General features: G+C 72.1%; 15 protein-coding genes. 2 read left to right on the top strand and 13 right to left on the bottom strand.

From position 1 onward, the window contains the following. Window positions 1-10 precede the first annotated feature (10 nt). Window positions 11-745, bottom strand: coding sequence for an ABC transporter permease (locus ABZ858_RS25630; protein ID WP_361383019.1), 735 nt, complete (start codon window positions 743-745; stop codon window positions 11-13). 2 nt (window positions 746-747) lie between these two features. Further along, window positions 748-1,689: an ATP-binding cassette domain-containing protein gene (locus tag ABZ858_RS25635; protein ID WP_361383024.1), complete on the bottom strand. Its 942-nt coding sequence runs from the start codon at window positions 1,687-1,689 to the stop codon at window positions 748-750. Between the two features lie 107 nt (window positions 1,690-1,796). On the opposite strand from ABZ858_RS25635, the gene ABZ858_RS25640 reads away from it, so the two are divergent. Next, window positions 1,797-3,011, top strand: coding sequence for a histidine kinase (locus ABZ858_RS25640; RefSeq protein ID WP_361383027.1), 1,215 nt, complete (start codon window positions 1,797-1,799; stop codon window positions 3,009-3,011). Window positions 3,012-3,025: 14 nt separating this feature from the next. Beyond that, window positions 3,026-3,694: a response regulator transcription factor gene (locus ABZ858_RS25645; RefSeq protein ID WP_361383030.1), complete on the top strand. Its 669-nt coding sequence runs from the start codon at window positions 3,026-3,028 to the stop codon at window positions 3,692-3,694. 170 nt (window positions 3,695-3,864) lie between these two features. Here ABZ858_RS25645 and metK read toward each other — a convergent pair whose 3' ends face one another. The 11 genes from metK to ABZ858_RS25700 all read right to left on the bottom strand — a co-directional run bounded on the left by metK (window position 3,865) and on the right by ABZ858_RS25700 (window position 16,632). Continuing rightward, a complete protein-coding gene (gene metK / locus ABZ858_RS25650) occupies window positions 3,865-5,073 on the bottom strand; it encodes a methionine adenosyltransferase (protein ID WP_361383033.1) in 1,209 nt (402 codons plus the stop codon). A gap of 237 nt (window positions 5,074-5,310) precedes the next feature. Beyond that, on the bottom strand, window positions 5,311-6,513 hold the full coding sequence (coaBC, locus tag ABZ858_RS25655) for a bifunctional phosphopantothenoylcysteine decarboxylase/phosphopantothenate--cysteine ligase CoaBC (protein WP_361383036.1): 1,203 nt from the start codon (window positions 6,511-6,513) through the stop codon (window positions 5,311-5,313). A gap of 160 nt (window positions 6,514-6,673) precedes the next feature. After that, a complete protein-coding gene (gene rpoZ / locus ABZ858_RS25660) occupies window positions 6,674-6,946 on the bottom strand; it encodes a DNA-directed RNA polymerase subunit omega (protein ID WP_003977348.1) in 273 nt (90 codons plus the stop codon). Between the two features lie 51 nt (window positions 6,947-6,997). Continuing rightward, a complete protein-coding gene (gene gmk / locus ABZ858_RS25665) occupies window positions 6,998-7,591 on the bottom strand; it encodes a guanylate kinase (protein ID WP_361383039.1) in 594 nt (197 codons plus the stop codon). A 59-nt stretch (window positions 7,592-7,650) separates the two neighbouring features. Beyond that, window positions 7,651-7,974, bottom strand: a complete 324-nt coding sequence (locus ABZ858_RS25670) for an integration host factor (RefSeq protein ID WP_003977346.1) — start codon at window positions 7,972-7,974, stop codon at window positions 7,651-7,653. Between the two features lie 255 nt (window positions 7,975-8,229). Beyond that, window positions 8,230-9,075, bottom strand: coding sequence for an orotidine-5'-phosphate decarboxylase (gene pyrF, locus ABZ858_RS25675; protein ID WP_361383042.1), 846 nt, complete (start codon window positions 9,073-9,075; stop codon window positions 8,230-8,232). Next, the gene (locus ABZ858_RS25680; protein WP_361383046.1) at window positions 9,072-10,178 is read right to left on the bottom strand and encodes a quinone-dependent dihydroorotate dehydrogenase; all 1,107 of its coding nucleotides are present in this window, start codon (window positions 10,176-10,178) and stop codon (window positions 9,072-9,074) included. The genes pyrF and ABZ858_RS25680 overlap by 4 nt, the downstream gene beginning before the upstream one ends. 68 nt (window positions 10,179-10,246) lie before the next feature. Next, window positions 10,247-13,555, bottom strand: a complete 3,309-nt coding sequence (gene carB, locus ABZ858_RS25685) for a carbamoyl-phosphate synthase large subunit (RefSeq protein WP_361383049.1) — start codon at window positions 13,553-13,555, stop codon at window positions 10,247-10,249. Further along, a complete protein-coding gene (gene carA, locus ABZ858_RS25690) occupies window positions 13,548-14,705 on the bottom strand; it encodes a glutamine-hydrolyzing carbamoyl-phosphate synthase small subunit (RefSeq protein ID WP_361383052.1) in 1,158 nt (385 codons plus the stop codon). The genes carB and carA overlap by 8 nt, the downstream gene beginning before the upstream one ends. Beyond that, a complete protein-coding gene (locus ABZ858_RS25695) occupies window positions 14,702-15,349 on the bottom strand; it encodes a hypothetical protein (protein ID WP_361383055.1) in 648 nt (215 codons plus the stop codon). The genes carA and ABZ858_RS25695 overlap by 4 nt, the downstream gene beginning before the upstream one ends. After that, on the bottom strand, window positions 15,346-16,632 hold the full coding sequence (locus ABZ858_RS25700; RefSeq protein ID WP_361383058.1) for a dihydroorotase: 1,287 nt from the start codon (window positions 16,630-16,632) through the stop codon (window positions 15,346-15,348). The genes ABZ858_RS25695 and ABZ858_RS25700 overlap by 4 nt, the downstream gene beginning before the upstream one ends. Window positions 16,633-16,635 lie beyond the last annotated feature (3 nt).

Genomic DNA, 16,635 nt, shown 5'->3' on the forward strand with positions numbered 1-16,635 from the left:
CGAAGGGCGCTCAGGCGTCGCGCCGCCGCACCGCCCACCAGCCGGCCAGCAGCGCGGCAGCCGCCCACAGCAGGGACACGGCCAGGCCCGTCCACGGACCGAGGCCCCCCGCCGGGTCCTGGTGCAGGATCTGCTGTCCGGCGCGGTCCGGGAGCCAAGCGGCGGCGCCCCCGGCGATGTCACCGACCACGAAGGACACGATCAGGACGAACGGGACGAGCAAGCTGAGCACGGCGACGGCGCTGCGCAGCAGGAAGGTGAGTCCGGCGGCGAACAGGGCCATCGCGGTGAGGTAGATCCCCGCGCCGACGCAGGCCCGCAGCGCTCCCCGCTCGCCGAGGCCGATGGCGTACGGCCCCAGGAACGCCTGGCCCACGAGGAAGGCGGTGAACGCGGCGGCGAGTCCCACGACGAGCCCGGCGGCGGCCACGACCGTCGTCTTCGCCGCGTAGAACAGTCCCCGGCGCGGCACGGCCGACAGGGAGATCCGCAGGGCGCCGCCCGTGTACTCGGAGGAGACGACGGTGGCCCCGAAGGCCATCGCGGCGATCTGTGCGAAGTTGATGGCGTAGAAGGCGCCGAGAACGGGGTCTCCGCCGTCCTTCGCCTCCGCCCGGCCGACGGTGGCGTAGACGAGCAGGGTGATGGCCAGGGTGGTCGCGAAGACCGCGAGGAGTGAACCGAAGCTCGCCCGGACCGACCTGATCTTGATGCACTCGGAGTGGAGCACCGAGGTGACGGACATGGTCAGGCCTCCCGTGACGTGGTCCGGTGTGCGGCGGGTACGGCGGTGAACTCCGCCTCGCCGGCCGTCAGGGCGAAGTAGGCCTGCTCCAGCGAGGCGCGTTCGTCGGTGAGTTCGAGCACGGGGATGCCCTCCCGGGCGGCGAGGGAGCCGACCTGCTCGGCCGTGGCGCCCTCGACCGTCCACCCGCCGCCGTCGTCCCGCGCGACCGTGTATCCCCGGGTCAGCAGCGCGGCGCGCAGCCGTACAGGGTCGTCGGTGCGCACGCGCACGCGTGCGGGGCTGTGCTCCGCGATGAACTCCTGTGTGGGCACGTCGGCCAGGAGCCGGCCCCGGCCGAGGACGACGAGGTGGTCGGCGAAGGTCACGGTCTCGTTCATCAGGTGGCTGGAGACCAGGACCGTGCGGCCTTCGCGGGCGAGCCGGCGCAGCAGGTGGCGGATCCAGACGATCCCTTCCGGGTCGAGGCCGTTGGTGGGCTCGTCCAGCATGAGGACGGGCGGGTCCCCGAGCAGCGCGGTGGCGATGCCCAGGCGCTGGCGCATGCCGAGCGAGAAGGTCTTGATGCGGCGGTGCGCCACGGAGGCGAGACCGGTGTCCTGGAGGACCTCGTCCACCCGGTGGGGCGCGAGGCGGTTGCTGACGGCGAGGAAGCGCAGGTGGGCACGGGCGGTGCGGGAACCGTGGGCCGCCTGCGCGTCCAGCAGGGCACCGACCGTGCGCAGGGGTTCGCGCAGCGTCGCGTAGGAGCGGCCGCCGACCGTGGCGGTGCCGGAGGTGGGGCGGTCGAGGCCGAGGACGAGCCGCATGGTGGTGGACTTGCCGGCGCCGTTGGGGCCGAGGAAGCCGGTGACCCGGCCCGGTCCGATGCTGCACGTCAGCCGGTCCACGGCCCGGTCGTGGCCGTAGGTCTTGGTGAGGTCTTCGACATCGATGCTGGTCATGGCCACAGCGTGGTCGAGGCGGCGCGGGCGGACACCCCCCGCCGGAGGAGAGCGTCTCCCCCGCCCGGGGGAGACGCCGGGCCGTGCCGCTCTGCCAGGATGGCGGCATGCCGGGACTCCTTCTTCCCTTTACCCGTGCGGTGACGTACACCCGCTGGCTGCATCTGCTGGTGGGCGCGGTGGTTCCGCTCGCCTGCGCCATGGCCTATCCGGGGCTGACCGGCCTGTCGCCGGACGAGTGGGCGCTGATCCCGCTGCTTCCGCTCCCCCTGGTCCTGACCGCCGCCCTGGTGCCGTCCGTGCGCCGTGCGGAGGGGCTGCAGGCGCGGCTGATGCTGTTCCCCGGTCCGCACGCGCGGGTGCGGACCGCCGGGGAGCCGCCCGTCTCCGCCGTCTCCTCCGCTTCGTGGACCGACCGGGCCAGGACCGGTGCCTGGCTGGTGCTGCGCCTGGAAGCGGGGCTCGCCCTGGCACTGGTGACCGACGCGTTGCTGACGTTCGCATTGTCGCTCGCCGGGGCCGCCGCCGGGGACCCCGGGCTGGCCGACCCGCTGCTGCGCGTCTCCGGGGCGGGCTGGGTGTACGCCCTGCTGGTACCGGTGCCCGTGCTGGTGCTGGTCATGGTGGCCGCCGGAGCGGGCGCGCTGCTGGCCCGGGCCGCTCGCCGGCTGCTCGGGCCCTCGGTCAAGGAGCGGCTGGCGGTGCTGGAGCAGCGCACCGAGCAGCTGCTGGAACGCAACGACATCGCGCGCGAGTTGCACGACACCCTGGGCCATGCGCTGACCCTGGCCGTGGTGCAGGCGGGTGCCGCCCGGGCGGCAGGCGATCCGGAGTTCACCGACCGGGCCCTGGAGGCCATCGAGGAGGCGGGGCGGGCCGCGCTGGAGGATCTGGAACGGGTGCTGCTCGTGCTGCGCGAGACGGGGCGGCCGGCCGGCGCCCGGCCGGGTCTCGGTGAGGCGGGCCTCCTGCTGGATTCCGCGCGCTCCTCGGGTGCCCGGGTGGACGCCGAGGTGACCGGGCCGTTGGAGCACCTGCCGGGGCCGGTCTCCCGCGAGGCCTACCGAATGCTCCAGGAGGCCCTCACCAACGTGCTGCGGCACGCGGGCCCTGTCCAGGTCGCCGTTCGCATCGCCGTGCACGAGGCCCGGCTGCGCCTCGAAGTGCGCAACCCGCTGCCCGTGGAGACGCTGGTCGCCGGCCGAGGGCGTGGCAGCGGGCTGCGCGGCATCCGTGAGCGGGCCGCGCTGCTCGGCGGCGAGGCCCGGGCGGGACAAGACGGCGGCCAGTGGCTGCTCCACGTCGACCTGCCGCTGCGGTGATCCAGGCTGACCGGATGCCGCCGCCGCTCACCGTTCTGCTGGTCGACGACGAACCGCTCGTGCGGGCCGGGCTGCGTGCGGTGCTGGAGACCCAGCCGGACATCGAGGTGGTGGGCGAGGCGACCGACGGGGCCGCCGTGATCCCCCTGGTACGGCGGCTGCGCCCGGACGTCGTGGCCATAGACGTCCGGATGCCGCTGATGGACGGCATCGAGGCCACCCGGGCGGTGCTGCGCACGGTGCCGGACCCGCCGAGAATCGTCGTGGTGACGACCTTCGAGAACGACGAGTACGTCTATGGCGCGCTACGCGCGGGCGCCCACGGCTTCCTGCTCAAACGGGCGCGGCCCGCGGAGATCGTGCACGCGGTACGGCTGGTGGCCGAAGGCGATTCGCTGCTGTTTCCCGCGGCGGTACGGCAACTGGCCGCCGCTTACGGCCACGATCGCGGCGACAGCGCCGCCCGGGCCGCCATGGAGCGTGCCGCGCTGACCGAGCGCGAGGGCGAGGTGCTGCGTCTCATGGCACGCGGCCTGTCGAACGCGGAGATCGCCGCGCGGCTGATCGTGGGGTCCGAGACGGTCAAGTCCCATGTGAGTTCCGTGCTGGCGAAACTGGGCGTGCGGGACCGCACGCAGGCGGTCATCGCGGCGTACGAGTCCGGATTCGTGTCCCCGGGCTGAGTACAGAGAAGGACCGAGGGGGCCGCTCCCCCCCGGGGGGGGAATGACCAGCCCTCGGCCGGGAGTCGCTCTCCCGGAGAGGGCGACCGGCCGCCGCCCCGGCGCGCACGCGCCGAGGCCCGGCCCCCCGCGTGCGGGGCCGGGCCTCGGCGCGTGCTTCGTGCGGTGGGCTACAGGCCCGCCGCCTCGCGCAGCGCGTCCACCCGGTCGGTCTTCTCCCAGGTGAAGTCGGGCAGCTCACGGCCGAAGTGGCCGTAGGCGGCGGTCTGGGCGTAGATCGGGCGGAGCAGGTCGAGGTCGCGGATGATCGCGGCCGGGCGCAGGTCGAAGACGTCCTCGACGGCCTTCTCGATCTTCTCGGGCTCCACCTTGTGGGTGCCGAAGGTCTCCACGAACAGGCCGACCGGCTCGGCCTTGCCGATCGCGTAGGCGACCTGGACCTCGCAGCGGGAGGCGAGCCCCGCGGCGACGACGTTCTTGGCGACCCAGCGCATCGCGTACGCGGCGGAGCGGTCCACCTTGGACGGGTCCTTGCCGGAGAAGGCGCCGCCGCCGTGGCGGGACATGCCGCCGTAGGTGTCGATGATGATCTTGCGGCCGGTCAGGCCGGCGTCGCCCATCGGGCCGCCGATCTCGAAGCGGCCGGTGGGGTTGACCAGCAGGCGGTAGCCCTCGGTCTCCAGCTTGATGCCGTCGTCCAGCAGCGCCTTCAGCTCCGGCTCGACGACGAACTCGCGGATGTCGGGAGCCAGCAGCGACTCCAGGTCGATGTCCGAGGCGTGCTGGGAGGAGACGACGACGGTGTCCAGGCGGACCGCCTTGTCGCCGTCGTACTCGATGGTGACCTGCGTCTTGCCGTCGGGGCGCAGGTAGGGGATCGTGCCGTTCTTGCGCACGTCGGACAGGCGCTTGGCCAGGCGGTGTGCGAGGAAGACCGGCAGCGGCATCAGCGTCGGCGTCTCGTCGGAGGCGTAGCCGAACATCAGGCCCTGGTCGCCGGCGCCCTGGCGGTCCAGCTCGTCGTCGTCGCCCTCGACCCGGTTCTCGTACGCCGTGTCCACGCCCTGCGCGATGTCCGGGGACTGCGCGCCGATGGACACCGACACGCCGCAGGAGGCGCCGTCGAAGCCCTTCTTGGAGGAGTCGTAGCCGATCTCGAGGATCTTGTTGCGGACGAGGGTCGCGATGTCCGCGTAGGTCTTGGTCGTGACCTCGCCGGCCACGTGCACCAGGCCGGTGGTGATCAGCGTCTCCACGGCGACCCGGGACGACGGGTCCTCCCGCAGAAGCGCGTCGAGAATGGTGTCGCTGATCTGGTCAGCGATCTTGTCGGGGTGACCCTCGGTCACGGACTCCGAGGTGAACAGGCGACGGGACACAATGCTCCCTGGGGTTGCAGCGGCTGCTGGCTGATCAATGGCGGACAGCGCGGGGCTGCGCCCGGCCGTCCGTGGAACAGCTTATCGGTCGTACCCGTCCGCCGGCCCACCTGTCTCGCCTCTCGGGAACGCTGTGACCTGCGGCACGGGCATTGTGCCCAATGCCCGATGTTCTTGAACAGGGCCCCCGGGCATCGAAGTGGCGAGCCCCCGGGGCCTGCCGAGTGGCGGAAGCACTCAGTCCAGCCGGGTGGCCACCAGATCCCACACGGTGTCGGCCAGGGCCTCCTTCGGACCGTGCGGCACCGGGGTCTCGGTGCCGTCGGCGCCCAGCACCACGGCCTCGTTCTCCTCGGCGCCGAAGGTCTTGCGCTCCCCCACCTCATTGACGACGAGCAGGTCGCAGCCCTTGCGCGCCAGCTTCACGCGGCCGTTGGCGAGGACGTCGTCGGTCTCCGCGGCGAAGCCCACGATCACCTGTCCGGAGCGCGCCCGGTCGGCCGATATCTCCGCCAGAACATCCGGATTGCGCACCAGGGCGACCGGCTCGGGCTCCTGGCCGTCCCGCTTCTTGATCTTGCCGGCCGCGTATGTCGCGGGGCGGAAGTCGGCGACGGCGGCCGCCATCACCACGGCGTCGGCGTCGGCGGCCGCCTTCAGCACCGCCTCGCGCAGCTGCACGGCCGTCCCGACCCGGACCACGTCCACACCCGCCGGGTCCGCCAGGTCCGCGTTGGCGGAGACCAGCGTGACCCGCGCGCCCCGGGCCGCCGCCGTGCGCGCCAGCGCGTACCCCTGCTTGCCGGAGGAGCGGTTGCCGAGGAAGCGGACCGGGTCGAGGGGCTCGCGGGTGCCGCCGGCGCTGACGACGACGTGCCGGCCGGCGAGGTCGGGGCCGGCCGCGCCCCGGGCGAGGACGCGGCGGCAGACCTCGAAGATCTCCGCCGGGTCGGGCAGCCGGCCCTTGCCGGTGTCGACGCCGGTGAGGCGGCCGACGGCCGGCTCGACGACCACGGCGCCGCGGCGGCGCAGGGTCGCCACGTTCTCCTGGGTGGCCGGGTGCTCCCACATCTCGGTGTGCATGGCGGGGGCGAAGATGACCGGGCAGCGCGCGGTGAGCAGGGTGTTGGTCAGCAGGTCGTCGGCGAGGCCGTGGGCGGCCTTGGCGAGCATGTCGGCCGTCGCCGGGGCGACGACCACGAGGTCGGCGTGCTGGCCGATGCGGACGTGCGGCACCTGGTGGACGTCGTCCCAGACCTCGGTGGCGACCGGGTTGCCGGACAGCGCGGACCAGGTGGCGGCGCCCACGAAGTGCAGCGCGGAGGCGGTCGGGACGACCCGCACGTCATGCCCGGACTCGGTCAGCCGGCGCAGCAGCTCGCACGCCTTGTAGGCGGCGATGCCGCCGCTGACCCCCAGAACGACCTTCGGCTTGTCCACCGTCTCTCCCGATGCGGCTCCGGTGCGCCCGGTGCGGCGCACGCCTTCTATGACACACCACAGGCCCGGCAGTCGTGCTGCCGGGCCTGTGGAAAAACCTGCCGCGGTACGTAGATATGACGTACCGACGTACTACCGCGTAGCGCGCGTGTATGAGGTGCTACTGCGCCGGACCTTCGATGGCCTCGGACGTCAGCAGACCCGCGTTGATCTCACGCAGGGCGATGGAGAGCGGCTTCTCGTGGACGTGGGTGTCGACGAGCGGACCGACGTACTCGAGGAGGCCCTCGCCGAGCTGCGAGTAGTACGCGTTGATCTGGCGGGCCCGCTTGGCCGCGTAGATCACGAGGCTGTACTTCGAGTCGGTTGCCTCGAGGAGCTCGTCGATCGGCGGGTTGATGATGCCCTCGGGCGCGGAGATGGAAGAGGACACGCTCTACCTTCCGATGGATGGGAAAGAATCAGTCTTGATGATCGGTGACGATCACACGACGTCCATCAAGGCTAGCAGCTCGCGCGCCACGTCCTCGACGGAGGTGTTGACCAGGGTCTCGTCGAACTCCGGCTCGGCCGCCAGCTCGACCTTCGCGGCCTGCAGCCGGCGCTCGATCACCTCGGGCGGCTCGGTCCCCCGGCCGGTGAGCCGGCGCACCAGCTCCTCCCAGGAGGGCGGGGCGAGGAACACCAGCCGGCCCTCGGGCATGGACTCGCGGACCTGCCGGGCGCCCTGCAGGTCGATCTCCAGGAGGACCGGAACACCGGTCTCCAGGTGCTCCAGCACGGCGGCGCGCGGCGTGCCGTAACGGTTGCCGGCGAACTCGGCCCACTCCAGCAGCTCGCCGTTGGCGATCAGCTTGTCCATCTCCTCGTCGGTGACGAAGAAGTAGTGGACGCCGTGCTGCTCGCCGGGGCGGGGCTTGCGGGTCGTCGCCGAGACCGAGAGCCAGACCTCGGGGTGCTCCTTGCGCATATGAGCGACGACCGTGCTCTTGCCGACCCCGGAGGGGCCGGAGAGCACGGTCAGCCGCGGACGTGCGTCCGGGGGTACGGGGGTCGTCCCCCGGGGTGTTACAGCCATGCAGCGATTATTCCAGCAATCCCGGGGTGCCCGGGACTCCTGTCCGGAGGTCCCCGGACTCAGGAACCGGTGCTGCCGAACTCACGCTCCAGGGAAGCGATCTGGTTGGAGCCGAGGCCGCGCACCCGACGGCTCTCGGAGATGCCGAGCCGCTCCATGATCTGCTTGGCGCGGACCTTGCCCACGCCCGGCAGGGACTCAAGGAGGGCGGACACCTTCATCTTGCCGATGACGTCGTTCTCCTGGCCCTGCTTGATGACCTCGTGCAGGGAGGCGCCGGAGTGCTTGAGTCGATTCTTGACCTCGGCCCGCTCCCGGCGAGCCGCGGCGGCCTTTTCGAGCGCGGCTGCGCGCTGTTCAGGGGTAAGGGGCGGAAGAGCCACGCCTACGTCACCTCGGATGTCGAACTGTCGGATACGGACCGGTGAGGAACCTAGTCGCCCCACACCTGGCGAGCCACGAGCAACACGCTTGCCCGAGGGCTCTCGTCGGAGACTAGCGGTCAAGGGCGCCGGAGTCAGCGAGAACAGCGGAAAAGTCCTGGTCAGCCTTAGTGAGGCCGGACATTTAGGACATATTCCCTCGGTTTTCGGAATGTATCCAGACCCAGGACGCCTCCGAACCCTCTCCGCAGGGCCTCAGACGCCGGCCACCGCGGCACGGATCTCGTCCGCGAAACGGTCCGCCGCGTCCCGCAGGGCCGCCACGTCGGGACCGTGACGCAGGACACCCCGGCTGACGTTCGGGACCACGTTGCGCACCGCCGGGCCGAAGACCGCGGGAAGATCGGCGGCGGTCGCCCCCTGCGCGCCGATGCCGGGCGCGAGGAGCGGCCCGTTGATGTCCAGGTCGTACGACGACAGGTCGCCGAGCGTGGCGCCGACCACCGCGCCGAAGGAGCCGAGCGGGCGCTGTCCCGCGTTCTGCGCCGCCAGGTGCGCGAGCACGGTCGCGCCCACGGTCCGCCCGTCGGGCCGCACGGCGTGCTGCACCTCGCCGCCCTCCGGGTTGGAGGTCAGCGCCAGCACGAACAGGCCCGCGCCGCTCTCCCGCGCCAGGTCGGCCGCCGGCTTGAGCGAGCCGTAGCCGAGGTAGGGCGAGACGGTCAGCGCGTCCGAGAACAGCGGCGCGTCCGGGCGCAGGAAGGACTCCGCGTAGGCGGCCATGGTCGAGCCGATGTCGCCGCGCTTGGCGTCCATGAGGACCAGCGCCCCGGCCTGGCGCGCCTCCTGGACGGACTTCTCCAGGACCGCGACGCCGCGCGAGCCGAACCGCTCGAAGAAGGCGCTCTGCGGCTTGAGGACGGCGACCCGGCCGGCCACCGCCTCCACCACGGTGCGGCTGAACCGCTCCAGGCCGGCCACGTCGTCGTTCAGGCCCCACTCGGCGAGCAGGGAGGCGTGCGGGTCGATGCCGACGCACAGCGGGCCGCGCTCGTCCATGGCGCGGCGCAGGCGGGCGCCGAAGGGCTCCAGGGGGCTCATGCGGGCTTCCTCACGTCGGCGCCGACCGCGTCGGCGAGGGTGGCGTAGGGGCTGGTGCGCAGGCGGGCGGCGAGGCCCTTGTGGATCGCGCGGCCCCAGCAGGGGCCCTGGTAGATGAAGGCGCTGTAGCCCTGGACCAGCGTGGCGCCGGCCAGGATGCGCTGCCAGGCGTCCTCGGCGTCCTCGACGCCGCCCACGCCGACCAGGGTGATCCGGTCGCCCACGCGCGCGTACAGGCGGCGCAGCACCTCCAGGGAGCGGGTCTTGAGCGGCGCTCCGGACAGTCCGCCGGTCTCCTCGGTCAGCGCGGGCGAGGACCGCAGGCCGAGGCCCTCGCGCGCGATGGTGGTGTTGGTGGCGATGATGCCGTCCAGGCCCAGTTCCAGGGCGAGGTCGGCGACGGCGTCCACGTCCTCGTCGGCGAGGTCCGGCGCGATCTTGACCAGCAGCGGCACCCGGCGGGCGGGCACGGCCCGGTCGGCGGCCTCGCGCACGGCGCTCAGCAGCGGGCGCAGCGCCTCGGTGGCCTGGAGGTTGCGCAGGCCCGGCGTGTTGGGCGAGGAGACGTTGACGACCAGATAGTCGGCGTGCGGCGCCAGGCGCTCGGCGGACTTCACGTAGTCGGCGGCGGCCTCCTCCTCGGGGACGACCTTGGTCTTGCCGATGTTGACGCCGACGACGGTCCGGAAGACGGGCGTACGGGAGGCCAGGCGGGCGGCGACGGCCAGCGAGCCGTCGTTGTTGAAGCCCATGCGGTTGATGAGCGCGCGGTCCGCGACCAGCCGGAACAGCCGTTTCTTGGGGTTGCCCGGCTGCGGCTCGCCCGTCACGGTGCCGATCTCGACGTGGTCGAAGCCCAGCATCGACATGCCGTCGATCGCGACGGCGTTCTTGTCGAAGCCGGCCGCGAGCCCGAAGGGGCCGTGCATGCGCAGCCCCAGCGCCTCGGTGCGCAGCTCCTTGTACCGGGGGGCCAGGACGGCCGCGGCGAAGGTGCGCAGCACCGGGACGCGGGCGGCCAGCCGGATCCAGCGGAAGGCGAGGTGGTGGGCCTGTTCCGGGTCCATGCGCCAGAAGACCAGGCGGAAGAAGAGCTTGTACATCACTGTGTCCTCGGGAGACCTCATGGAGAGGGGGACACCGTTTCCGGTGTCCCCCTCGGGGCTGGCTGCTAGTCGCGGGCCGCGGTCAGGAACCCGGCGTGTTCCTGGAGCGAGCGCACGCCCACGTCGCCGTGGTTGAGGGCGTCGATGCCCTGGACCGCCGCGGCGAGCGCCTGGACCGTCGTCAGGCACGGCACGGACCGCGCCACGGCCGCCGTACGGATCTCGTAGCCGTCCAGGCGGCCGCCGGTGCCGTACGGGGTGTTGACGATGAGGTCGACCTCGCCGTCGTGGATGAGCTGGACGATGGTCTTCTCGCCGTTCGGGCCGGTGCCCTCGGACTGCTTGCGCACCAGCGTGGCGTTGATGCCGTTGCGCTTGAGGACCTCGGCGGTGCCGGAGGTGGCGAGCAGTTCGAAGCCGTGGGCGACCAGCTCGCGGGCCGGGAAGATCATCGAGCGCTTGTCCCGGTTGGCGACCGAGATGAAGGCGCGGCCCTTGGTGGGCAGCGGGCCGTAGGCGCCGGCCTGCGACTTGGCGTACGCCGTGCCGAAGACGGAGTCGATGCCCATGACCTCGCCGGTGGAGCGCATCTCCGGGCCGAGGACCGTGTCGACGCCGCGGCCCTGGATGTCGCGGAAGCGCGACCAGGGCATGACGGCCTCCTTGACGGAGATCGGCGCGTCCAGCGGCATGGTGCCGCCGTCGCCGTTCCTCGGCAGCAGGCCCTCCTCGCGCAGCTCGGCGACGGTGGCGCCCAGCGAGATCCGGGCGGCGGCCTTCGCCAGCGGCACCGCGGTCGCCTTCGAGGTGAAGGGGACGGTGCGGGAGGCGCGCGGGTTGGCCTCCAGGACGTAGAGGATGTCGCCGGCCAGCGCGAACTGGATGTTGATCAGGCCGCGGACGCCGACGCCCCTGGCGATCGCCTCGGTGGAGGCGCGCAGCCGCTTGATGTCGAATCCGCCCAGGGTGATCGGCGGCAGCGCGCACGCCGAGTCGCCGGAGTGGATGCCGGCCTCCTCGATGTGCTCCATGACGCCGCCCAGGTACAGCTCCTCGCCGTCGTAGAGGGCGTCCACGTCGATCTCTATGGCGTCGTCCAGGAACCGGTCGACGAGGACCGGCCGGGACGGGCTGATCTCGGTCGACTCGGCGATGTACGCCTCCAGGCGCGCCTCGTCGTAGACGATCTCCATGCCGCGGCCGCCCAGCACGTAGGACGGGCGCACCAGGACCGGGTAGCCGATCTCGTCGGCGATGGTCTTGGCCTGGGCGAAGGTGGTGGCGGTGCCGTGCTTGGGGGCGGGCAGGCCGGCCTCGGCGAGCACCTGGCCGAAGGCGCCCCGGTCCTCGGCCGCGTGGATGGCCTCGGGCGAGGTGCCGACGACCGGCACGCCGTTGTCCTTGAGTGCCTGGGACAGGCCCAGCGGGGTCTGGCCGCCGAGCTGGACGACGACACCGGCGACCGGTCCCGCCTGCCGCTCGGCGTGGACGATCTCCAGGACGTCCTCCAGGGTGAGCGGCTCGAAGTACAGCCGGTCGGAGGTGTCGTAGTCGGTGGAGACGGTCTCCGGGTTGCAGTTGACCATCACGGTCTCGTACCCGGCGTCGGACAGCGCGAAGGAGGCGTGCACGCAGGAGTAGTCGAACTCGATGCCCTGGCCGATGCGGTTGGGGCCGGAGCCGAGGATGATCACCGCGGGCTTCTCGCGCGGGGCGACCTCGCTCTCCTCGTCGTAGGAGGAGTAGAAGTACGGCGTGCGGGCGGCGAACTCGGCGGCGCAGGTGTCGACCGTCTTGTAGACCGGGCGGATGCCGAGCGCGTGGCGGACCTCGCGGACGACGTCCTCGCGCAGGCCGCGGATCTCGGCGATCTGCTGGTCGGAGAAGCCGTGCCGCTTGGCCTCGGCGAGCAGGTCGGCGGTCAGCTCGGGGGCTGCGGCCAGCTCGTCGGCGATCTCCTTGATCAGGAAGAGCTGGTCGACGAACCACGGGTCGATCTTCGTGTGGTCGAAGACCTCCTCGGGGGTGGCGCCGGCGCGGATGGCCTGCATGACCGTGTTGATCCGGCCGTCGGTGGGGCGTACGGCCGCCTCCAGCAGGGCGGCCTTGTCGCCCGGCTCGCCGGTGAAGGCGAACTGGCTGCCCTTCTTCTCCAGCGAGCGCAGCGCCTTCTGGAAGGCCTCGGTGAAGTTGCGGCCGATGGCCATGGCCTCGCCGACCGACTTCATGGTGGTGGTGAGGGTCGAGTCCGCGCTCGGGAACTTCTCGAAGGCGAACCGCGGGGCCTTCACGACCACGTAGTCGAGGGTCGGCTCGAAGGAGGCCGGGGTCTCCTGCGTGATGTCGTTGGGGATCTCGTCGAGGGTGTAGCCGACGGCGAGCTTGGCGGCGATCTTCGCGATCGGGAAGCCGGTCGCCTTGGAGGCGAGCGCCGAGGAGCGGGAGACGCGCGGGTTCATCTCGATGACGATGACCCGGCCGTCCACGGGGTCGACCGCGAACTGGATGTTGCAGCCGCCGGTGTCGACGCCGACCTCGCGGATGACGGCGATGCCGACGTCGCGCAGGATCTGGTACTCGCGGTCGGTGAGGGTCATCGCCGGGGCGACGGTGATCGAGTCACCGGTGTGCACGCCCATCGGGTCGAAGTTCTCGATGGAGCAGACGACCACGACGTTGTCGTGCTTGTCGCGCATCAGCTCCAGCTCGTACTCCTTCCAGCCGAGGATGGACTCCTCCAGGAGGACCTCGGTGGTCGGCGAGAGGGTGAGGCCGGTGCCGGCGATGCGGCGCAGCTCCTCCTCGTCGTGCGCGAAGCCGGAGCCGGCGCCGCCCATGGTGAAGGAGGGGCGGACCACGACCGGGTAGCCGCCCAGCTCGTCCACGCCGGCCAGCACGTCGTCCATGGTGTGGCAGATGACCGAGCGGGCGGACTCGCCGTGCCCGATCTTCTTGCGGACCTCCTCCACGACCAGCTTGAACTGGTCGCGGTCCTCGCCCTTGTGGATGGCCTCGACGTTGGCGCCGATCAGCTCGACGCCGTACTTGTCCAGGACGCCGTTCTCGTGCAGCGAGATGGCGGTGTTCAGGGCCGTCTGGCCGCCCAGGGTGGGCAGCAGGGCGTCGGGGCGCTCCTTGGCGATGATCTTCTCGACGAACTCGGGGGTGATCGGCTCGACGTAGGTGGCGTCGGCGATCTCCGGGTCGGTCATGATCGTCGCCGGGTTGGAGTTCACCAGGACGACCCGCAGGCCCTCGGACCGCAGGACGCGGCACGCCTGGGTGCCGGAGTAGTCGAACTCCGCGGCCTGGCCGATGACGATCGGGCCGGAGCCGATGACCAGGACGGACTGGATATCGGTGCGCTTAGGCACGCTGGCCCTCCATCAGGGAAACGAAGCGGTCGAACAGGTAGGCGGCGTCGTGCGGGCCGGCGGCCGCTTCGGGGTGGTACTGGACACTGAAGGCCGGCTTGTCGAGCAGCCGGAGGCCCTCCACCACGTTGTCGTTGAGGCAGACGTGGGAGACCTCGGCACGGCCGAAGGGGGTCTCGGAGACCTGATCGGTGGGGGCGTCCACGGCGAAGCCGTGGTTGTGCGCGGTGACCTCGACCTTGCCGGTCGTACGGTCCTGCACGGGCTGGTTGATGCCCCGGTGGCCGTACTTCAGCTTGTAGGTGCCGAAGCCGAGGGCGCGGCCGAGGATCTGGTTGCCGAAGCAGATGCCGAACAGCGGCGTGCCGCGCTCCAGGACGCCCCGCATGACGGAGACCGGGTGGTCGGCGGTGGCCGGGTCGCCCGGGCCGTTGGAGAAGAACACGCCGTCGGGCGCGACCGCGTACACGTCCTCCACGGTGGCGGTGGCGGGCAGCACGTGCACCTCGATGCCGCGCTCGGCCATGCGGTACGGGGTCATGCCCTTGATGCCGAGGTCGACGGCGGCGACGGTGAACTTCTTGTCGCCGATCGCCGGGACGACGTACGCCTCCTTGGTGGCGACCTCCGCGGACAGGTCGGCGCCGGCCATCTCGGGGGCCTCCTGGACGCGGGCCAGCAGCGCGGCGTCGTCGCGGACGGCGTCGCCGCTGAAGATGCCGACCCGCATGGCGCCGCGCTCGCGCAGGTGGCGGGTGAGGGCGCGGGTGTCGATGCCGCTGATGCCGACGACGCCCTGGGCGGCCAGTTCCTCGTCCAGGGAGCGCCGGGAGCGCCAGCTGGAGGGCACGCGCGCGGGGTCGCGCACGACGTAGCCGGCCACCCAGATGCGCTGCGACTCGGGGTCCTCGTCGTTGACGCCGGTGTTGCCGACGTGCGGGGCGGTCATGACGACGACCTGGCGGTGGTACGACGGGTCGGTGAGGGTCTCCTGGTAGCCGGTCATGCCGGTGGAGAACACGGCCTCGCCGAACGTCTCCCCCGCGGCCCCGTAGGCGCGGCCCCGGAAGATCCGGCCGTCCTCCAGGACGAGCACGGCGGGAGCCGCCTTGTGCCTTCGCGAGGCGGTCCCCTGGATGGAGGTGGTCATCGTTCGGCGCCTTCCGTGGTGCTTGCTTCGATCATGGAGTTGAGGACTGCGACCCACTCGGTGTGCTCGGCCGCCCGGTCGGAGCGGAAGCCGGAGTCGATCAGCTTGTCGCCGTGTGCCCAGGTCACCACCAGCAGTCCGCCCTCGGCGAGGACCTTGCCGGCGATGCCCTTGTCGAGCCGGGCGCCGCGCAGCCGTGCGGCCGGGACGAAGAAGTCCCGCGCGCCGGGGCGTACGACGTCCAGGCCCGCGTCCGTCAGGGTCAGCTCGGCCCGGCTGCGGGTGCCCAGGCCGTGCGCGACGATGCGGTCCAGCCACTGACCGGCCGTGGTGGAGCCGTGGTAGCGGCCCGTCATGGCCAGTCTGGCCTCGCCCGGGTCCTCCGGCACTCCAGGCAGCGGCGGCTTGCCGCCTCGGTCGAGGGTGGTGGTGGCAGACGGGCGGGCGGGCAGCTCGGGCAGGTCGCCCTGGAGGGTGGCGCGCCACTTCCAGCCCTCGCGCATCAGCCAGTAGACGAGGGCGACGAACAGGGCGAGGCCGACCAGCCAGCCGATGCGTCCGCCCCAGTCGGTGACCGTCGCCGACTTCTCCTCGGCGGCGAGGCCGGTGGCGAGTCCGGCCGCGAGCAGTGTTGCAGGTGTCACGTGAGCTTCCCGTCGACGAGCGTGGCCTTGCCCCGGAGCCAGGTGTGGGTGACACGGCCCGGCAGCTCGCGCCCCTCGTAGGGGGTGTTGCGGCTGCGCGAGGCGAAGCCCGCGGGGTCCACCTGCCCACGGTATGCGGTGTCGACCAGGGTGAGGTTGGCGGGCTCACCTGCCGAGACGGGGCGTCCGTGGCCGGTGGCGCGGCCGATCCGGGCCGGGGCGGCGGACATGCGGTCGGCGACGCCGGCCCAGTCGAGGAGCCCGGTGTCGACCATGGTCTCCTGGACCACCGACAGGGCGGTCTCCAGGCCGACCATGCCCATGGCGGCCGCGGCCCACTCGCAGTCCTTGTCCTCGTGCGGGTGCGGGGCGTGGTCGGTGGCGACGATGTCGATCGTGCCGTCGGCGAGCGCCTCGCGCAGGGCGCGCACGTCCCGCTCGGTGCGCAGCGGCGGGTTGACCTTGTAGACCGGGTCGTACGTCCGCACCAGCTCGTCGGTGAGGAGCAGGTGGTGCGGGGTGACCTCGGCGGTGACGTCGATGCCGCGGGACTTGGCCCAGCGGACGATCTCGACGCTGCCCGCGGTCGACAGGTGGCAGATGTGCACGCGGGAGCCGACGTGCTCGGCGAGCAGCACGTCGCGGGCGATGACCGACTCCTCGGCGACGGCCGGCCAGCCGCCCAGGCCCAGCTCGGCGGAGACGACGCCCTCGTTCATCTGGGCGCCCTCGGTCAGCCGCGGCTCCTGCGCGTGCTGGGCGACGACCCCGCCGAACGCCTTCACGTACTCCAGCGCCCGGCGCATGATCACCGCGTCGTCCACGCACTTGCCGTCGTCGGAGAAGACGGTGACCCCGGCGGCCGACTCGTGCATGGCGCCCAGCTCGGCGAGCTTCCTGCCCTCCAGGCCGACGGTGACGGCGCCGATGGGCTGCACGTCGCAGTAGCCGTGCTCGCGGCCGAGCCGCCAGACCTGCTCGACCACGCCGGCGGTGTCGGCCACGGGGAAGGTGTTGGCCATGGCGAACACGGCGGTGTAGCCGCCCGAGGCGGCGGCGCGGGTGCCGGTGAGGACGGTCTCGGAGTCCTCGCGGCCGGGCTCGCGCAGATGGGTGTGCAGGTCGACCAGGCCCGGCAGGAGGAGCTTGCCGCCGGCCTCGACGACCTCGGCGCCCTCCGCGGACAGTCCGGTGCCCACCCCGGCGATGGTCTCGCCGTCGATCAGCACGTCCTGCGGCTCGCCGCCGAGCACCTTCGCACCACGGATAAGGATCTTGCTCATGGG

This window comes from Streptomyces sp. NPDC047017 (assembly GCF_040644175.1).
GTDB lineage: Bacteria > Actinomycetota > Actinomycetes > Streptomycetales > Streptomycetaceae > Streptomyces.

Coding starts and splice junctions, on each gene's coding strand:
- ABZ858_RS25630 (WP_361383019.1), bottom strand. CDS start 745: ATGTCCGTCACCTCGGTGCTCCACTCCGAGTGCATCAAGATCAGGTCG.
- ABZ858_RS25635 (WP_361383024.1), bottom strand. CDS start 1,689: ATGACCAGCATCGATGTCGAAGACCTCACCAAGACCTACGGCCACGAC.
- ABZ858_RS25640 (WP_361383027.1), top strand. CDS start 1,797: ATGCCGGGACTCCTTCTTCCCTTTACCCGTGCGGTGACGTACACCCGC.
- ABZ858_RS25645 (WP_361383030.1), top strand. CDS start 3,026: ATGCCGCCGCCGCTCACCGTTCTGCTGGTCGACGACGAACCGCTCGTG.
- gmk (WP_361383039.1), bottom strand. CDS start 7,591: ATGGCTGTAACACCCCGGGGGACGACCCCCGTACCCCCGGACGCACGT.
- pyrF (WP_361383042.1), bottom strand. CDS start 9,075: ATGAGCCCCCTGGAGCCCTTCGGCGCCCGCCTGCGCCGCGCCATGGAC.
- ABZ858_RS25680 (WP_361383046.1), bottom strand. CDS start 10,178: ATGTACAAGCTCTTCTTCCGCCTGGTCTTCTGGCGCATGGACCCGGAA.
- carA (WP_361383052.1), bottom strand. CDS start 14,705: ATGACCACCTCCATCCAGGGGACCGCCTCGCGAAGGCACAAGGCGGCT.
- ABZ858_RS25700 (WP_361383058.1), bottom strand. CDS start 16,632: ATGAGCAAGATCCTTATCCGTGGTGCGAAGGTGCTCGGCGGCGAGCCG.